We start from the raw sequence: 17,628 nt of genomic DNA on the forward strand, positions 1-17,628 counted from the left end.
GCCTGACGATTACGTCAGAAAATACGCGATAACAGCGCGATTACGGCAGTTTCCACGCGCAGGATGCGCTCACCCAGCTGCACGGGCGCAAGGCCAGCCTTGCCCAGCAGCTCGACTTCATAGGGGATCCAGCCACCCTCCGGGCCGATGGCCAGGGTCACCGCTTGCTCGACGGCCCGCGGGCAGGCAGGGTAGGGGCCGGGGTGGCCCACCAGGCCCAGGGTGCCTTCGGCGATGGCCGGCAGGCGGTCTTCGACGAACGGCTTGAAGCGCTTCTCGATGATCACCTCGGGCAACACTGTGTCGCGGGCCTGCTCCAGGCCCAGGATGAGGTTTTCGCGAATGCTTTCGGGGTTAAGGAAAGGCGTTTGCCAGAAACTCTTTTCGACCTTGTAGCTGTTCACCAGGATCAGGCGCTCGACACCCAGGGTGGCGACGGTCTGGAACAGCCGGCGTAGCATTTTCGGCCGCGGCACCGCCAGCACCAGGGTCAGCGGCAGCTTGGCCGGTGGCGGCTGGTCGAAGCCCACTTGCAGTTCCGCTTCGTGGCCTTCCAGGCGCACCACCGTGGCGCGCCCCATCAACCCGTTGACCTGCCCGACGCGCAGGCTATCGCCCACCGCCACCCGGTGAATCTCCTGCATGTGGGTGAAACGCCGGTCGGCCAGGACCACGCGGTCGGCCGCGATGAAATCGGCTTGTTCGAGTAACAGCAGGTTCACGGTTGAGTCGCAGGGGGTTGGTCGTTGTGATCGTTCGCGGCTTCATCGTGCTCGCTGCGCTTGCGGATCAGGCTGCCACACAGCACACCGACCTCGAACAACAGCCACATGGGCACTGCCAGCAAGGTCTGGGAGAAGATATCCGGTGGGGTCAGGACCATGCCGACCACGAAGCAGCCGATGATCACGTAAGGGCGAACCTTCTTCAGGTACTTCACGTCGACCACGCCGATCCACACCAGCAACACCACGGCCACCGGGATCTCGAAGGCAACGCCAAAGGCGAAGAACAGGGTCATGACGAAGTCGAGGTAGCTGGCGATGTCGGTCATCATCGACACGCCTTCCGGTGTGGCGCTGGCGAAGAAGCCGAAAATTAGTGGGAACACCAGGAAATAGGCAAAGGCCATGCCGGCGTAGAACAGGAAGATGCTCGACACCAGCAGCGGAATGGCAATGCGTTTTTCATGGCGATACAGCCCGGGTGCGATGAAGCCCCAGATCTGTTGAAGAATGAACGGGATCGCCAGGAACAACGACACGATCATGGTCAACTTGAACGGCGTGAGGAACGGCGAGGCCACGTCGGTGGCGATCATCGTCGCATTGGCCGGCAGGTGGTCGCGCAGCGGCGCCGAGACCAGGGTGTAGATCTGCTGGGCGAAGGAGAACAACCCGGCAAAGATCAGGAAGATGACGGCGACACAACGCAGCAGGCGGGTGCGCAGTTCGGTCAGGTGCGAGACCAGCGGCATGGGCTGGTCGTGTTCCGGATTTTCGCTCATGGGGCTCGCGGCGGTTGTGGCGGTTCAGAGGGTGCGGCCGGGGCGGCAGGCGTGGCGTCTGGCGTAGCTTCGAGCCCTGCGGGAGGCTGCACTGTGGCCGTGGTGACCGGTGGCTGCACCGTTGGCGTCTGCGGGTTGAGGATGCGCCGGGCTTCCTCTTCCATGTGCAGGATGTGCTCGTTGTGCAGTTGCCGACGGATATCGTCGGCGCCGATCTCGCGCTCGACTTCCATCTTGATGCTGTTGAAGCTGCGCTTGAGACGCCCGATCCACAGCCCGGCCGTACGCGCGGCGCCGGGCAGGCGCTCGGGGCCGAGCACCAGCAGGGCGACGAGGCCTACGAGCAGCAGCTCACTGAAACTGATGCCGAACATGGGTCAGTCTTTCCGCTGTGGCTCTTGGACCGGCTGGGCCTGGCCCTCGATGGTGTGGCCCTGGGCCTGCTGGGCAGTGTTCTGCACCGGCGGAACGGGCTGTGCAGGCGGCGGCGTCTGCTCGGCCGGCTTGTTCTCTTCGTCGCTCATGGCCTTGCGAAAGCCCTTGATCGACTCGCCGAGGTCGCTGCCGAAGTTTTTCAGCTTCTTGGTGCCGAACACCAGCACCACCACCACCAGCAGTACAATCCAGTGTTTCCAGTCAAAGATACCCATGTTGCTCTCCTAGAATTCTATTCAGTCAGGCGGAAGGTTGACGCGCAGCCTTCTCGTCATGCCCGGAGAGCCCGAAACGGCGCTCCAGTTCATCAAGCACGGCCTGTGGATGCTGCCCCAACGCGCTGAGCATCACCATGCTATGAAACCACAGGTCGGCGGTTTCATAGATGACATCGCTGTAATCCTTGCTGATCGCAGCATCCTTGGCGGCAATGATCGTCTCGACGGACTCTTCGCCGAGCTTCTCGAGGATCTTGTTCAGGCCCTTGTGATGCAGGCTTGCCACGTAGGAGCTGTCGGGCGCCGCGTGCTTGCGTTGTTCAAGCACTTCGGCCAGGCGGTTGAGGGTGTCGCTCATGTCAGTGTCCTGCGCTATAGATGGCGTCCGGGTCCTTCAGGACCGGGTCGACGGTTTGCCACTGGCCGTCTTCGTAGACGCGGTAGAAGCAGCTTTCGCGGCCCGTATGGCAGGCGATATGGCCCAGTTGCTCGACCAACAGGATGATCACGTCGGCATCACAGTCCAGGCGCATTTCGTGCAATTTCTGTACATGGCCGGACTCCTCGCCCTTGCGCCACAGTTTGCCACGCGAGCGCGACCAGTAGATGGCGCGTTGCTCGGCGGCAGTCAGGGCCAGGGATTCGCGGTTCATCCAGGCCATCATTAGCACGCGTCCGGTCTTGTGGTCCTGGGCAATGGCCGGTACCAGGCCATCGCTGTTCCACTTGATCTCGTCCAGCCAGTCTTTCATCGTCGACTCCAAAACGGGCCCGCTCCTGTGCCGGGCCCTTTGCGCTAGTTTGCCAGCCAGAGGCGCGGCTGGCTATTGGCGCACGATCAGGTAAAGGCCAGCGGCCAGCATCAGCCATGCCGGCCAGGCGGCCGGGGCGGCCAGGCTGGCGGCCTCGGCGGCACCTGCGGCCAGTACCGCGCCACCGCCAAGCAGGCCGGCGCCGAGCAGGCGCAGTGCCCAGCGGTCGCCCTGGCGGCGCCGCTGGGGCAGTTGCGGGTCGTGCAGGTGCGGTTGCGACAGGCGTTCGAGCAGGTCGCGGGTCATGCCGGCCAGGTGCGGCAGTTGCTCGGCCTGGCTGTACAGGTTGCCGACCATGGCCTTGGGGCTATAGCGCTCGCGCATCCAGCGTTCCAGAAACGGCTTGGCGGTGCTCCACAAGTCCAGGTCGGGGTACAGCTGGCGGCCCAGGCCCTCGATGTTGAGCAGGGTCTTTTGCAGCAACACCAGTTGCGGCTGGACCTCCATGTTGAAGCGCCGGGCGGTCTGGAACAGGCGCATCAGCACCTGGCCGAAGGAAATGTCTTTCAACGGTTTTTCGAAGATCGGCTCGCACACGGTACGGATCGCGGCTTCGAACTCATTGACCTTGGTGTGCGCCGGCACCCAGCCCGAATCGATGTGCAGTTGCGCGACGCGGCGGTAATCACGCTTGAAGAAGGCGATCAGGTTGCGCGCCAGGTAGTCCTGGTCCTCTGCGGTGAGGCTGCCGACGATGCCGCAGTCGATGGCGATGTACTGCGGGCTCCACGGCTTTACCGTGCTGACGAAAATGTTGCCGGGGTGCATGTCGGCATGGAAGAAGCTGTCACGGAACACCTGGGTGAAGAACACCTCCACACCGCGCTCGGCCAGCAGCTTCATGTCGGTACGCTGGTCGGCCAGGGTTGCCATGTCGGTGACCGGCACGCCGTAGATGCGCTCCATCACCAGCACCTTGGGCCGGCACAGGTCCCAGTAGACCTGGGGCACGTACATCAGCTCGGAGCCCTCGAAGTTGCGCCGCAACTGGCTGGCGTTGGCCGCCTCGCGGAGCAGGTCGAGTTCGTCGTAGATGGTCTTTTCGTAATCGTTGACCACTTCGACCGGGTGCAGGCGGCGAGCGTCGGCAGACACCCGCTCGGCGCCCTTGGCGATCAGGAACAGCCAGGCCAGGTCCTGGGCAATGATCGGTTTGAGGCCCGGGCGTACCACCTTGACCACGACTTCTTCGCCGCTCTTCAGGCGCGCGGCGTGTACCTGGGCCACCGAGGCCGAGGCCAGCGGCTCGACGTCGAAACGGCTGAACACCTCGCCGACCTTGGCGCCGAGCTGCTCCTCGATCAATGCCACGGCCTTTTTCGGGTCGAACGGCGGCACGCGGTCCTGCAGCAGCATCAGTTCGTCGGCGATGTCGGTGGGCAGCAGGTCGCGGCGGGTGGACAGCAGCTGGCCGAACTTGATGAAGATCGGCCCCAGGTCCTGCAGCGCCAGGCGCAGGCGCGCGCCACGGCTGAGCGCGGAGGGCGTGCGCGGCAGCCAGCGCCAGGGCATCAGCAGGCGCAGGCTCATCAGCCACCAGGGCAGGGGCAGGTCGAACAGCAGGTCATCGAGGCGGTAGCGGATCACCACGCGCTGGATGCGAAAGAGACGGCGGACGGCGAGCAGCTTCATGCGTTATCGCTGGTATCAAGGGATCGGGAGAGGCGCAGCAGGCGCGCCTCCAAGCGTTCTGTATCGACCTTCAAGGCATCGAGCTCGCTGAAGGCGGCTTCGGCTTCGCGTTTGCCGACCAGGGTGCGGGACTCTTCGGCCAGGTACTCGGAGAGGTTCTGGCTGAAGCGCGTCAGGCCCTGGCGGGTCCAGCGCGCACGCAAGCGGATGTGGCCTGCCAGCAGCGCGGTGGCGACCGGGCCGAGCCAACGCTGCAGCTCGTGCTCCCAGTCCAGCTCCAGGTCCTGCAACACGCCGAACAGGTCGAGCAGTACGGCGCTGTCGCCATGCAGTTCGACCTGCGGGCTGTGCAGCACGGCGGTCGTGTCCCTGGCCAACGCCAGTTGCGCCAGGCTGCCGGCGGGGGCGCGCAGGCTGCAGTCGACCTCACCTTCCCAGTGCGCGGCCAGCATCAGGCCGTCTTCATCCGGCAGGATGAACACCTGCAGGGCCGGCTGACGGCAATCGATCTCGATGACCTTGCCTTCGAGCGCAGCCAGCCGCGGCAATGCCGTGCTGTCCATGCGCAGGACGCGGTTCAGGCCATGTTCGACGCTGGCGAGCAGCCCGGCCAGCAGCATCAGGGCTTGATTCCCCGGTGTACGGCGACGATGCCGCTGGTCATGTTGTGGTAGGTGACGCGGTCGAAGCCGGCGTCGACCATCATGGCCTTGAGGGTTTCCTGGTCGGGGTGCATGCGGATCGATTCGGCCAGGTAGCGGTAGCTTTCCGAGTCGTTGGTGATCAGCTTGCCGGCCAGTGGCATGAAGGCGAACGAGTACGCGTCATAGGCCTTGGACATCAGCTTGCTGGTCGGCTTGGAGAATTCGAGGATCAACAGGCGCCCGCCCGGCTTGAGCACGCGCAGCATCGAGCGGATGGCTTCGTCCTTGTGGGTGACGTTGCGCAGGCCGAAGGCGATGGTCACGCAGTCGAAGTGGTTGTCCGGGAACGGCAGCTTCTCGGCGTCGGCCTGGACGAACTCGATGTTGCCCGCCACGCCACGGTCGAGCAGGCGGTCACGGCCAACCTTGAGCATCGACTCGTTGATGTCGGCCAGCACTACCTGCCCGGTCGGGCCGACCAGCCGCGAGAACTTGGCGGCCAGGTCACCGGTACCGCCGGCAATGTCCAGCACGCGGTTGCCGCTGCGCACGCCCGACAGCTCGATGGTGAAGCGCTTCCACAGGCGGTGCATGCCGCCGGAAAGCACGTCGTTCATCAGGTCGTACTTGGCCGCCACCGAGTGGAACACCTCGGCGACTTTCTTGGCTTTCTGGCTCTCGGGGACGTCCTGGTAGCCAAAATGGGTGGTGGGTTCGGCGTGTTCGCCTTTGCGCTGGTCGTTCATATCGCTTCACCGGAAAAAATTACCGCCATTCTAGGGCGAACGGGCGGATTTGTCTTGGCGGGGTGTGCCGGGGGGCAGGGGCGGGCATAATGCCGATTATGTCTTCATATCCAGGAACACCCGCATGACCCAGATCAGCGTCGAACGCAAACACTCCCTTGGCCGCGAGGCCGCTCGCGCCAAGGCCGAAGCGCTGGTGGACAAGCTGAGCCGCGAATATGACCTCAAGGCCACCTGGAACGGCGACCGCGTCGACGTGGCACGCAGTGGCGCCAACGGCAGCGTGCACATCGGTGACGACAGCATCCGCGTCGAGCTGAAACTGGGCATGATGCTGTCGATGATGAGCGGCACCATCAAGGGCGAGATCGAGCGGGCGCTGGACAAGGCGCTGGCCTGACCCGAGCGGTTTTCAGACGGACGGGAACGGGATCACCCCATCGATCTGCTCAAGGCGCAAATCGCCCCGGTAGATGTTTATCCGCTCTGCCGAGTCGTGTGAGCGCTGCAGGCGTTCGTCTCGGTTCATCGCCCGTGGCTCCCAGAACTTCAAGTGGCCTTTGGCGAACTCACGCGGCGCGGCTTGGGCACTGGTGTAGTGAAAGTGCGCTTCCCAGAGTTTCTGCCTGGGTTGTATGCGATGGATGGCATACACATCCAGGTAGTCATTTTGCTTGAGCCGTTTGCGCGTCTTGGCCAGTGCGATCTCGATATGGCCCTCCTGGTACAGGTAGCGCAGAGCCGTGCTGTCCGGGTGTTGGGTGTTGAAGTAGGCATCGGTTAGCAAGCGGCGCTTTTCTGCCTGCAACTGCGCGACGGCTTCGTTCAGCTGCACCGCCAGGGCCTGGCCGTCGGCTGGCCCGGCCGTCAGTTGACGGGCGATGTCGGCCATGTCCTGAATCTGCCAGTCCATCAGGTCTGCCAGGCTATTGGGTTCCTTCGAGTAGCGGGCGATCAGGGCAAGCTTGTCGGCTTTCTGCGCGAGCAGGCTGGTGCCGACCTGACGCAAGTAGGTATTGCTGCGAGGGGTGGCGATGCTGGGGAGTTGTTCCCACTGATCGCTGCGCTGCTGGTACTCAATGGTCTGCTGGGTCAATGGGTCGTTCTGCGTCGCCACGCCGTTGTCCTGAGCCTGTTCGGCCAGGATCGTTCTACCTTGCGTGGTGCGGATCAGCTTGCGTTTGCCTGGCCGCCCTCGGTAAGTCACCTGGCGGGCTTGCGCCGGCTCACCGCTTTCACCGGCGCGCAGCGCGTTGTTCAGGTCATGCTCGGCCGATGACTTCAAGGCCGTCAACTGGCTGATGTATTGCTCCACGCGTGCAGCGTTCAGTGCTGGCTCGTTCAATGACAACAAGTAGTTGGCTTTACCCAGCGATGTCTCGTATTCACGCAATGCAGTGCCGAGGATTTCTGCCTGTTCCTCGGCGGGCAAGTTTGCCGCGGCCAGGCCGTCATGGCTTAGCAATGCCGCTTGGAAGCCAGGGTTGCGCAGCGCTGCCTGCATGCGCAGCAGCTCGTTGAAGTTTTCACGGGTGAGTTGATCTCTGTCGACACTCAGCTGGGCCAGGTCGGCGAGTAACTGAGCGCGCATGATGACGGTTGAAAAGTGGCGTTGGCCGATGACCTCCTCAAGCTTTGCCTGCTTGCCTTCGAACTGCAGGCTGGTGTCGGCCAGGGCTTGGGCGAGGTTCTGGTCGAGGCGTTCACTGACCGCCAGCAAGCGCTTGTGGGTGGCGTGGGCAGCTTCCACGTTATCGCGGTAGGCAAGGTACAGCAGCCCCTGTTCTTCACCAAAGGGTAGCCTGGCCAATTGCTCGGACTGTTGCTTGAGGACGTCATAGTCGGTCAGGTCGAGCAAACGGTGATAAAGATGCACGTCCGTTTCGAGCAGTTGCTCCGACCACTGGCCGCGGGCGTAAGCCGATCTGCTGTTTGGGTCGAACCTGGCGAATCGGGGCTCGCTCATTTGGCCAAACAGCTCGATTTGCGAGGTTAGCAAGTTGACCTGTTTTTCGTACGTCAGTGACAGTATCTGCAGGTGTGGCTGGGCCTCGTTGCGCATGGTCTGAAGCGTGCGCAACTGCGTCTGCAGTGCTTCGGGTAGCTCGTTGCGGGCCACGCCCGGGTACTGTTTCACCGTCTGCCTGAATGCCGCTGCGGCATTGTCGTAGGCTTGGGTCAGCGTCAGGTAGCGTTCAATGAAGCGCTCGTTCTTCACCAGTTCGTCGTCGTTGCGTTTGCGGTTTTCCTGCAAGGCAACCATTGCCCGTCGATTTTCATCGAGCATCGTCTTGCGCGACCTGGGCATGCCGCCCGCCAGCCGCAAATCGATCGCCCATTCGCCGTTCCAGCGGGTCAGCCACGGCCCTCTGCTGCGCTCGCGGCCGACGATGAGGTAGCCATCCCATTCGCCCCCCTGCGCCGCCCAGTCGCCTTTGCTGGTGTCGGGCCCGATGATGCGAACCCCCGACCAGCTCTCTTCGACTTCGTAGGTGGCGGCTCCCAGCTTCACGTAATAGCGCCCGTCGATGTTGTAGAGCCCGCGCAGGCGTCCTTGCGGCTGTGCAGCCAGCCCATGCAGGTCAACGTTGGCGCGCAGTTCGAGCAGGGCGCTGCGTGCTGCGTCGGGCAAATTGCCCAGGCGTTGGTTGTCGCTCCAGGCGCTCACCCTGAACGTCGTGGGCATAGCGTGTTCTGTGGGGGGGAGCCAGTCTCTGGCCTGAGGCTGTTCCTGTGGCGTCGCGCTGCCCGCTTGCCGAGGCAAAGGCCCACCCAGGTGCACCCCGGTTTGCCCGGGCGGGCTCGTTTCAGGGCGCGCCGTGGCAGGCGTATGCACCAATAGCATGGCGATACTGAACAACAGGTCGGAGCAGGCCAGGGCCTTTTCCTCAAGGCTGCCCTGGGACAGTACTGCCAGGTCGGCTTTCACGCTGATAAACGCCGAGACCAGCCAGGCTACTGTCGCCGCAGGCCCGCGCAGCAGCACGGTGACCGTGTTGAACGCCAGCCAGCCCAGTTGGATGACCATCGCCCAGCGCTGTTGGGTATTGGAGACACTCTGCCGTGAGGCCAGCAGCAACATCGCCTCGGCATGTGCCTCGAGCAGTTGGCTGTCCAAGTCGTCTGCCCACGCCTTGAAGGCCAGACTGGCCGGCGCACGCAACTGCTCCAGGGCATGGTCGCTCATCATTGTGCCGGGCCCCAGCAGATCTGCCAGTTCGGACAGGTGAGGGTGCAAGTGGGGCAGGGTGAAACCATCGTTTTCGTAGATCGGGCGGTCAGCATCATCCAGCCAGGCCAGAATATTTCGTTGTAACTCACCGGCGGCACGGATGCTGGCCATGAGCTGCGCCTGGCTGGCGTACTCGTGCAAGCTTCGGCTTGCGCCAAGAGGGCAGTAGAGTATCCAGGACCGGGTCTGTACAACCTCGATCAGAAACATGCCACGTACCCGGTTCGCCTTGGTGGCGCCCGCTGCACAGTTGAAGGCCAGAGGGGCCACTTTTATCGCGGTCGCGGCAGCTGTCGAGTCATCGCAGAATTCAGCCAGTGCCTGGCATGCACGCTCACTCAGATGCCCCTCGATCTTGGCTTGCAGCGCGTCAAACAGCAGGGTGCTGCGCCATTGCCTGGCGAAGCCCTGGATGCGCTTGACTCGATCAGTCGGGTCTTGCAGCCGGGCATGGAGGTACAGGGGGTACTGACCCCCGACGTCGAGCGTGTGTACCAGCCCGTTGATGTAGTCGAGGGTCAGCCAACCCTCGGCGGCCTGGGTGCTGTCCATGGTTACGGCCGAGGCCACTTCATGCTGGCTCGGCTGCAAGCGCGCGATAGCCAGTTCGGTAAGGGTGATGGTTTCAAGGGGTTCCAGGCGGGCCGGCCCGTTGGACGATGCCTCGACGACCTGCGAGATCGTGATGAGCAGGTGGTCGGGGTCCACGCTTGTTTTGTCTGGGTGGTCCGCGTGCATCTGTTCTCGCAGGCGCCGGGCGGTGTAGTGCTGAAGGTCCTCGAGATCAGCAAGCGCCGGCGTGCCCTTTGCCAACGCTTGACGCGAGGACAATGCCAGCATTGCCATGTGGTAGCGGAAACGGTCGGTGGCACTGGCCTGGGCAAGCCAGCCCGGCAGGGGGATGGCGGGCGCCTGCTGGTCGGTGCTGCCGGCGTCGGTGAACGCAGAGGAGGGGTCGCTGAGTTGGCTGTAAAGGCTTTCCAGCTCACGCGCCTGGGCGATCGGGTAAAGCTGCACGCGCTCGATGTTCTGCAGGGCAGCGTTGAGCAACTGGCTGGCCTGGTAGCGGAAGGCGCAGCCGTTAACCGGTTCGCAGGCCCAAGAGAGTGTGTCGAAATCATAGCGGTCGGCCAGCGCGTCGCGCAGCGCGCAGGCGAACTCGGCGAGGTCGTCGAAGCGACGTACAGTGCCTGATGGCTGGCACCAGAGCACCAGGCGACGCTCATCGCGCTCCGCGATCACCAGCAGGTCCGCCGATACCAGCCGATGCTCGACACTTTGCTGCTGAAGCGATACCTGCAGGCCCTGCACGGCAGGGGTGGCGTTGTCTTCGGCGACCAACCCGTACAACAGGTTCTTCTCGTCCTCGTTCAGGCCCATGCGCTCGATCGCATTGAGCAACGCGGCCTTGAGCACCTGCTCCAGCCAGCGCAAGCGGGACACATCCGAGTCGCCATCGCGCCCACACCAGAAGCTGGCCTGCGCGTGTTGGAACGTTTCGATGAGGGTTGCCAGCACCTCGTCGAATACCTGGTTCACCTCAGCCATGCGCAGTTCAATGACGGGGGCTTGCGGCTGTGGGCGAAAAACCTCGGGCGGCGACAGGCTGAGCTGGTCGGTGGCGGCCAGGGCCATGGGGCTGCTGCTCAGGAAGTGCTCGAGCAACGTCTCGACCAGATCACGCTGCCAGACTGAGCCATCGCCTGCTGGCGCGGGGAGGATGGTCATGCCTTCGAGAGACTGGAGCTGCGGGTGGTTGCTGCGAATCCAGGGGTAACGGTCTGCCAGCGCTTCGAAGGCGGCCCTGGCCATGACGCTACGCAAGCTGGGGCGTTCGGCAAAGCAGGCAGCAACCAGGTGCCTGAAGGAGAGATGACCAAGGGGGGCGGCGGGGGGCATGTCAGGAGCGCTCCAGTCGGATGGGAGCTGCATGCTTGTCCGCTTTCCAGGGGCCGTGGTGGTAGATACGTAAGCGCCGAGCTTAGGGTGAAGATTCTAATTTGGCCCACTACCTTATGCTCAAGCCCAACCTTCATGGGCGGTTCCTCTCCACTCATGAGCATGAGGTACAGAGCATGGCCAAAGTGAATGTGAAGAAAAAGGACGACGCCCTGAGCACCCTGGGCGAGGTGCGCGGCTACGCGCGCAAGATCTGGCTGGCAGGTATCGGCGCTTACGCCCGCGTCGGCCAGGAAGGTTCCGAGTACTTCAGCGAGCTGGTCAAGGCCGGCGAAGGCGTTGAAAAACGTGGCAAGAAACGCATCGACAAAGAGCTCGATGCCGCCAATACCCAGATCGACGAAGCGACCCAGGAAGTCAGCCGCGTACGCGGCAAGGTCGAAGTTCAACTGGACAAGATCGAAAAAGCTTTCGACGCACGGGTTGGTCGCGCCTTGAATCGCCTCGGCATTCCGTCTAAACATGACGTTGAGGCGTTGTCCATCAAGCTTGAACAGCTGCACGAGCTGCTTGAGCGCGTCGCGCACAAACCATAAGGAGAGCAGGATGGCTGGCAAGAAGAATTCCGATAAAGAAAGCAGCTCCTGGGTCGGCGGGATCGAGAAGTACTCCCGCAAGATCTGGCTGGCCGGGCTGGGTATCTATTCGAAGATCGACCAGGACGGCCCGAAGCTGTTCGACACGTTGGTGAAAGACGGCGAGAAGGCCGAGAAGCAGGCCAGGAAGACCGCTGAAGATGTCGCCGAAACCGCCAAGTCTTCGACCACCTCGCGGGTGTCTGGCGTGAAGGACCGTGCGCTGGGCAAGTGGAGCGAGCTCGAAGAAGCCTTCGACAAGCGCCTGAACAGCGCCATCTCGCGCCTGGGCGTACCTAGCCGCAACGAGATCAAGGCCCTGCACCAGCAGGTAGACAGCCTGACCAAGCAGATCGAGAAGCTGACCGGTGCTTCGGTCACGCCGGTTTCCAAGGCTGCTGCGAGCAAAGCTGCTGCGAGCAAGACTGCGGCCAAGCCGTTGGCCAAGGCGCCTGCCAAACCGGCTGCTAAAACCGCTGCTGCCAAGCCTGCGGCCAAGGTTGCTGCGGCCAAACCCGCAGCCAAGGTTGCCGCTGCCAAGCCGGCGGCAAAACCGGCTGCCAAGTCTGTTGCAGCCAAGCCTGCTGCAGCGAAGAAACCTGCGGTGAAGAAGGCCCCGGCCAAACCGGCTGCGGCCAAACCGGCAACACCGGCCACCAGCGCCGCACCCGCTGCCACCGCAGCGCCAGCGCCAAGCGCGGCACCGGCCAGCAATACACCGTCGGCACCGGTGAGCGCAGTTACCGAAGCCTGATACTGCGTGGCTTCTTCGCGGGCTTGCCCCGTGAAGAAGCCACTGCCGATTGAACAGCTTTACCCCTCCAGGTACCTCACCGCCAACTGCTCCGCCGCCGCCCGTGCCGGGGGCTGCAGGTGCGGTGCCACCAGCATCATCACCTGATACACGACAATCCCCACATCCCCCTCGCGCCCCAGCACGCGCTGGTAATCCAGCGAGAACATCAGCGTCAGGGTGATCTGCTCCACCAGTTGCCCCAGTGCCTGGGTCTCGCTTACCACCTGCCCCTGGCCCTTGAGGCTGGCGAGCAACGCGGCAAGGGTGCGCTTGAGCGCGTTGATCAGGCTGCGCATGCCACGGGCCAGCTTGGGCAGGCGCCCGGTCAGGTTCGACAAGTCCTGGAACAGGAAACGGTACTGGGCCATGCGTTCGACGATCAGGTGCAGAAACAGCCAGTAGTCCTCGGCATCCAGGCGCACCTCCAGGGGCGGGTCGAGCAGAGGCATCAGCGCCTCTTCGAAGCGCTCGAACAGGCCCAGCACCACAGGCTCCTTGCCATGGAAGTGGTAGTACAGGTTGCCAGGGCTGATGCCCAGCTCGTTGGCGATCTCCAGGGTCGAGACGTTCGGTTCGCCCTGCTGGTTGAACAGCTGCAGGGCGCATTCAAGGATACGGTCGCGAGTTTTCATCCAGGCGGTGTGCTCATCGGGTCAGGACATAGGTGCCTGGCGCAGGGCCCAGCGGCGGATAGGTTGCATTACCAAGCTCGGTGCGTGGCGCCTTCAGTGGGCCGGAACGGGGTGTGACCCACTCCAGCCACAAGGGCCACCAACTGCCCTCGCTACGTTGGGCGTCGTGGAACCACGCGCGCGGGTCGCTCGACAGCTTGGGGTTGGCCAGGTAATAGGCCTTGGGGTTGCCGGGTGGGTTGATGATGCTCTGGATATGCCCGCTGTTGGCCAGTACAAAGCGCCGTTCGCCGCCCAGCAACAGGGCCGAGCGATACACGGCGTCCCAGGGGGTGATGTGGTCGTTGCTGCCGGCCACGGTGAAGCTGTCGAGGTCGACCTGTTTGAGGTCGATCGGCGTGCCGCAGACTTCCAGGCCCGCCGGGTGGGTCAGTGGGTTGAGCTTGAAGAAGTCGAGCAGGTCGCCATGCAGTGCGGCGGGCAGGCGCGTGCTGTCGGCGTTCCAGTAGAGAATGTCGAAGGCTGGCGGGGTCTTGCCGAGCAGGTAGTTGTTGACCCAGTAGTTCCAGATCAGGTCGTTGGGCCGCATCCAGGCGAAGATGCGCGCCACCTCGGCGCCGTCCAGCACGCCGCGCTGGTAGGAGCGGCGCTTGGCCGCCTCGAGGGTCTGCTCGTCGGCGAACAGGCTGGCAGGGCTTTCGAACTTGCTGTCGAGCAGGCCGACCAGGTACGTGGCGCTGCGTACCCGGCGCAGCTGGTGCTTGGCTTGCAGGTGGCCTTGCAGCGCCGCCATGGTCAGGCCGCCGGCGCAGGCGCCCATCAGGTTGGGGTCGCGGTTGCCGCTGATGCTGCGGCAGGCATTGAGCGCTTCTTCCAGGGCCTGAACGTAGCTGGACAGGCCCCACTCGCGGTGCCGTGGGTCGGGGTTGCGCCAGCTGACCATGAACACCTGCAGGCCATTCTTGAGCATGTACTGGACGAAACTGTTGGTCGCGCTCAGGTCGAAGATGTAGAACTTGTTGATTTGCGGCGGCACCACCAGCAGGGGGCGGGTGTGCTGCTTTTCACTCATCGGCTGGTACTGGATCAGCTCCAGCAACTCGTTGCGAAACACCACGGCGCCTGGGGTTGCCGCCACATTGCCGCCCACCTCGAAGGCGCGCTCGTCGACCTGGCGAGGCAGGCCGTCGTTGTGGCGCAGATCGTCGAGCAGGTGCGCGGCGCCACGCAGCAGGCTCTGGCCGCCGGTATTGAGCAGCTCCTTCACCGCCAGCGGGTTGAGCAGCGAGTTGCTGGGCGCCAGGGCGTCGTTGATCAGGGTGAACAGGAACTGCGCACGGGCCCGGTCATCGGCGTCCAGGTGGCTTTCCTCGATCCACAGGCGGGTCTGCTTCTGCCAGGCCAGGTAGGCTTGCAGGCCACGCCGGTACAGCGGGTTCTGGCTCCATGTCGGGTCGCTGAAGCGCGTGTCGCGCGGGTTTGGCTGGTAGGGCGTGTCGCCGAGCATCACCCGGCCGAGTTGGCCGCTCAGGGCCAGCAGGTGGCGGGCGGTGTGCAGCGGGTTACGCAGCCCGTGGCGGCCGACGCTGCGCAGGGTGGATATCAAATCGCGGCCGCGCAGGCCGAGCATGGCGTTCTGCACGTTCATGCTGGTGGCGGGAAGCGTTGGCGTTCCTTTGGCCGGTTTGTCTTTCATGGCAACACTCCCTGGTCTTGACCCTTGCGCCTGATGCCCATCGCAGGCAAACCCGCGCCTACACGCCCGAAGCCGGGCGAGGGTGCATGACTGCGCGCTGACGCTCTTGCTGAAGGAACTTCATGATGATCGGGGCGACGGCCTCGGCCCGGGTGATCAGAAACAGATGGCCGTCGTCGATAATGTGTAGCTGGGCATTGGGAATCCGCCAGGCCAGCAGGCGCATGTTGATCAGCGGGATCAACGGGTCGTCATCGCCTGCCAGCACCAGCGTGGGCTGTTGGATCTTGTGCAGCCAGTGAATGCTGGTCCAGCCTAGCCCTGCGAACAGTTGCCAGTAGTAGCCCAGCTTGCCGCCGGAACGCACCTTGGATGCGTGGTGCATGGCCAGGTCCGGGTCGCGGCGAAAGCCGCCGCCGTAGATCAGCGGGGCGATGCGGATCACATGGGAGGGCTGGATGTAGCGCCGGGGGCTGGCCATCATCCACAGCACCTTGGGCTTGCCCGGCACCATTACCGCGCCCGCAGCCGTGGCTGCCAGCACCAGCTTCTTGCAGCGCTCGGGGTAGTCGTGGGCGAATTGCTGGGCCAGCGCGCCGCCCCAGGACACGCCAATCACATTGACCTGGCCATAATCGAGGTAGTCGAGCATGCGTGCCGTCAGCTTGGCCAACCCCGGAAAGCGGTAGGGCTGGCGCGGCGTGGACGAGCCGCCCACGCCCGGTACGTCGAAGGCGATGACTTCCAGGTCCGGGTCCAGTGCTTCGATGAACGGGAACACCAGCTCCAGGTTGGCGCCGATGCCGTTGAAGATCAGCAGCGGCGTCAAATGCGGCTTGCCAGGGCGCACGGCAGTGCGGATGGACTGCTGGTCCAGTTCGACGGTCCTGAAGATATAGGGTTGCGGCATGCGCGTGGCTCTGTGGTGAAGTAAACACCGTGGTCACCCGCAGGTGGCCACGGCGCTGCAACTCAACGTTCGTGAACGTAGGTGCCCGGTGATGCCTCGCCTGCGGCATAGGCGCGGTTGCCGAGGCGGGTCGGCGCTTTTTTCAGCTCGCCGGCACGCTCGCCCAGCCAGCTCTGCCAGTGCAGCCACCACGAGTCGGCATGCTTGGTGGCGTTCTCCTGCCAGGCCGCCGCGTCGCCCGGGCGATCGGCGCCGGTCATGAAGCGTGCCTTGGGGTTGCCCGGCGGGTTGAGGATGCTCTGGATATGGCCGCTGTTGGACAACACGAACTCGATCTTGCCGCCAAACAGGTGCGCCGAGCGGTAGCAGGATGGCCACGGGGTGATGTGGTCGTTGGTGCCAGCAAGGCTGTAGATGTCGCACGTGACCTGCTTCAGGTCGATCGGGGTGCCGCACACTTCCAGTGCACCGGGGCGGGTCAGCGGGTTACTTTTGAACATCTCGATCAGGTCGCCATGGAAGGCGGCCGGCAGGCGCGTGGTGTCGTTGTTCCAGAACAGGATGTCGAACACCGGTGGCTCGTTGCCCAGCAGGTAGTTGTTGACCCAGTAGTTCCAGATCAGGTCGTTGGGGCGCATCCAGGCGAACACCTTGGCCATCTCGCTGCCTTCCAGCACGCCGGCCTGGTAGGAGTGGCGCTTGGCGGCTTCGAGGGTCTGCTCGTCGACAAACAGCGCGACCTGGGTGTCCATGGTGGTGTCCAGCACGCTCACCAGCAGGGTCAGGGCATTGACCTTCTTCTCGCCAAGGGCGGCGTAATGGCCCACCAGCGCCGTGCAGGTGATGCCGCCGGAGCAGGCGCCGAGCATGTTCAGGTCTTTGCTGCCGGTAATCGCCAGCACCGCGTCGACCGCTTCCTTGAGCGCATCGATGTAGGTCGAAAGGCCCCATTCGCGCTGGGCCTTGGTCGGGTTGCGCCAGCTGATGATGAAGGTCTGCTGCTGGGCGCGCAGGCAGAAGCGCGCCAGGCTTTTTTCCGGGCTCAGGTCGAATACATAGAACTTGTTGATCTGCGGCGGCACCACCAGCAGCGGCCGCGCATGCACCTGTTCGGTGATGGGGCTGTACTGGATCAGCTCGAGCACGTCGTTGCGGTACACCACGGCGCCGTCGCTGGTGCCCAGGTTCTTGCCCACCTCGAAGGCGTCCATGTTGACCTGGCTGGGCATGCCACCGTTGTTGACCATGTCCTTGGCCATGTTGGACAGGCCATCGAGCAGGCTCTTGCCACCGGTTTCGAAGAAGCGTTTGACCGCCGCCGGGTTGGACAAGGTGTTGGTCGGCGCCATGGCTTCGGTCATCAGGTTGATGACGAACTGGCCACGGCTGATGTCCTGGGGCGACAGGTCGCTGCTGCCGATCCATTCGTGCAGTTCTTTGCGCCAGGCCAGGTAGGTTTGCAGGTAGCGGCGGTAAAGCGGGTTGTTGCTCCAGGCGGGGTCGTTGAAGCGACGGTCGTCGCTTTCGGGCGTCAGGCTGGACTTGCCCAGCAGCACGTTCTTCAGCTCCAGGCCGAAGTGCGCCACGTGCTTGGCGCTGTGCAGCGGTTGGCGCACGGCCTGGCGAAGCACGGTGCGTGCCGAACTCAGCAGGTCCTTGCGGCGGATGCCGATGACCGGGTTCAGCCCCAGGGTGTTCTCCGAGGCCTGCCGCTGCAACTCATCGTTGTTCTTGTTACTCATCTACGACGCTCCGTTGTCCAGAGACGAGTACCGGTTGCCTGTGGCGGAGTGCACAGTCCAGAGCCCGGTACTGCTACTCGGGTGACCAGTGA

General features: G+C 63.7%; 17 protein-coding genes. 3 read left to right on the top strand and 14 right to left on the bottom strand.

What is annotated here, in order from left to right:
- Positions 1-14: 14 nt before the first annotated feature.
- The 9 genes from DJ563_RS22875 to ubiE form a co-directional block, all read right to left on the bottom strand.
- Positions 15-722 carry a 16S rRNA (uracil(1498)-N(3))-methyltransferase gene (locus DJ563_RS22875; RefSeq protein ID WP_033701939.1) on the bottom strand — a complete coding sequence of 236 codons (708 nt, stop codon included), beginning with the start codon at positions 720-722 and terminating at the stop codon, positions 15-17.
- Complete coding sequence (tatC, locus tag DJ563_RS22880) at positions 719-1,507, bottom strand: twin-arginine translocase subunit TatC (RefSeq protein ID WP_033701938.1); 789 nt, start codon at positions 1,505-1,507, stop codon at positions 719-721. The genes DJ563_RS22875 and tatC overlap by 4 nt, the downstream gene beginning before the upstream one ends.
- Positions 1,504-1,881 (bottom strand): Sec-independent protein translocase protein TatB, encoded by a 378-nt coding sequence (tatB, locus tag DJ563_RS22885; protein WP_274097409.1) that lies wholly within the window; start codon positions 1,879-1,881, stop codon positions 1,504-1,506. The genes tatC and tatB overlap by 4 nt, the downstream gene beginning before the upstream one ends.
- 3 nt (positions 1,882-1,884) lie before the next feature.
- Positions 1,885-2,157: a twin-arginine translocase TatA/TatE family subunit gene (locus DJ563_RS22890; RefSeq protein WP_033701936.1), complete on the bottom strand. Its 273-nt coding sequence runs from the start codon at positions 2,155-2,157 to the stop codon at positions 1,885-1,887.
- A gap of 25 nt (positions 2,158-2,182) precedes the next feature.
- Complete coding sequence (locus DJ563_RS22895) at positions 2,183-2,518, bottom strand: phosphoribosyl-ATP diphosphatase (protein WP_274097408.1); 336 nt, start codon at positions 2,516-2,518, stop codon at positions 2,183-2,185.
- A 1-nt stretch (position 2,519) separates the two neighbouring features.
- Positions 2,520-2,912 (bottom strand): phosphoribosyl-AMP cyclohydrolase, encoded by a 393-nt coding sequence (hisI, locus tag DJ563_RS22900; protein ID WP_274097407.1) that lies wholly within the window; start codon positions 2,910-2,912, stop codon positions 2,520-2,522.
- Between the two features lie 72 nt (positions 2,913-2,984).
- Entirely contained in the window at positions 2,985-4,604 is a 1,620-nt protein-coding gene (ubiB, locus tag DJ563_RS22905) for a ubiquinone biosynthesis regulatory protein kinase UbiB (protein WP_033701933.1), read from the bottom strand.
- Positions 4,601-5,224, bottom strand: a complete 624-nt coding sequence (locus DJ563_RS22910) for a ubiquinone biosynthesis accessory factor UbiJ (protein ID WP_434518382.1) — start codon at positions 5,222-5,224, stop codon at positions 4,601-4,603. The genes ubiB and DJ563_RS22910 overlap by 4 nt, the downstream gene beginning before the upstream one ends.
- Positions 5,224-5,994 (bottom strand): bifunctional demethylmenaquinone methyltransferase/2-methoxy-6-polyprenyl-1,4-benzoquinol methylase UbiE, encoded by a 771-nt coding sequence (gene ubiE / locus DJ563_RS22915; protein WP_033701931.1) that lies wholly within the window; start codon positions 5,992-5,994, stop codon positions 5,224-5,226. Before ubiE ends, DJ563_RS22910 begins: the two co-directional genes overlap by 1 nt.
- A 124-nt stretch (positions 5,995-6,118) precedes the next feature.
- On the opposite strand from ubiE, the gene DJ563_RS22920 reads away from it, so the two are divergent.
- The gene (locus tag DJ563_RS22920; protein WP_033701930.1) at positions 6,119-6,394 is read left to right on the top strand and encodes a polyhydroxyalkanoic acid system family protein; all 276 of its coding nucleotides are present in this window, start codon (positions 6,119-6,121) and stop codon (positions 6,392-6,394) included.
- Between the two features lie 12 nt (positions 6,395-6,406).
- On the opposite strand, the gene DJ563_RS22925 is transcribed toward DJ563_RS22920, so the two are convergent.
- Positions 6,407-11,125, bottom strand: a complete 4,719-nt coding sequence (locus DJ563_RS22925; RefSeq protein ID WP_434518383.1) for a dermonecrotic toxin domain-containing protein — start codon at positions 11,123-11,125, stop codon at positions 6,407-6,409.
- Positions 11,126-11,301: 176 nt separating this feature from the next.
- Here DJ563_RS22925 and DJ563_RS22930 point away from each other — a divergent pair, with 176 nt between their 5' ends.
- Both DJ563_RS22930 and DJ563_RS22935 read left to right on the top strand, forming a co-directional pair.
- Entirely contained in the window at positions 11,302-11,721 is a 420-nt protein-coding gene (locus DJ563_RS22930; protein ID WP_434518384.1) for a phasin family protein, read from the top strand.
- A 10-nt stretch (positions 11,722-11,731) separates the two neighbouring features.
- Positions 11,732-12,514: a phasin family protein gene (locus DJ563_RS22935; protein ID WP_261872315.1), complete on the top strand. Its 783-nt coding sequence runs from the start codon at positions 11,732-11,734 to the stop codon at positions 12,512-12,514.
- Positions 12,515-12,573: 59 nt separating this feature from the next.
- Here the strand turns inward: DJ563_RS22935 and DJ563_RS22940 are convergent, their stop codons facing one another.
- From DJ563_RS22940 to phaC (DJ563_RS22955), 4 genes are all read right to left on the bottom strand, one after another.
- Positions 12,574-13,188: a TetR/AcrR family transcriptional regulator gene (locus tag DJ563_RS22940; protein WP_033701926.1), complete on the bottom strand. Its 615-nt coding sequence runs from the start codon at positions 13,186-13,188 to the stop codon at positions 12,574-12,576.
- Between the two features lie 13 nt (positions 13,189-13,201).
- The gene (gene phaC, locus DJ563_RS22945; RefSeq protein WP_434518385.1) at positions 13,202-14,884 is read right to left on the bottom strand and encodes a class II poly(R)-hydroxyalkanoic acid synthase; all 1,683 of its coding nucleotides are present in this window, start codon (positions 14,882-14,884) and stop codon (positions 13,202-13,204) included.
- Positions 14,885-14,942: 58 nt separating this feature from the next.
- Positions 14,943-15,794 (bottom strand): poly(3-hydroxyalkanoate) depolymerase, encoded by an 852-nt coding sequence (gene phaZ / locus DJ563_RS22950; RefSeq protein WP_033701923.1) that lies wholly within the window; start codon positions 15,792-15,794, stop codon positions 14,943-14,945.
- A 62-nt stretch (positions 15,795-15,856) separates the two neighbouring features.
- On the bottom strand, positions 15,857-17,536 hold the full coding sequence (gene phaC / locus DJ563_RS22955) for a class II poly(R)-hydroxyalkanoic acid synthase (RefSeq protein WP_033701922.1): 1,680 nt from the start codon (positions 17,534-17,536) through the stop codon (positions 15,857-15,859).
- Positions 17,537-17,628: the final 92 nt, after the last annotated feature.

Source organism: Pseudomonas sp. NFX1, from assembly GCF_051123555.1.
Classification (GTDB): Bacteria; Pseudomonadota; Gammaproteobacteria; order Pseudomonadales; family Pseudomonadaceae; genus Aquipseudomonas; species Aquipseudomonas capeferrum.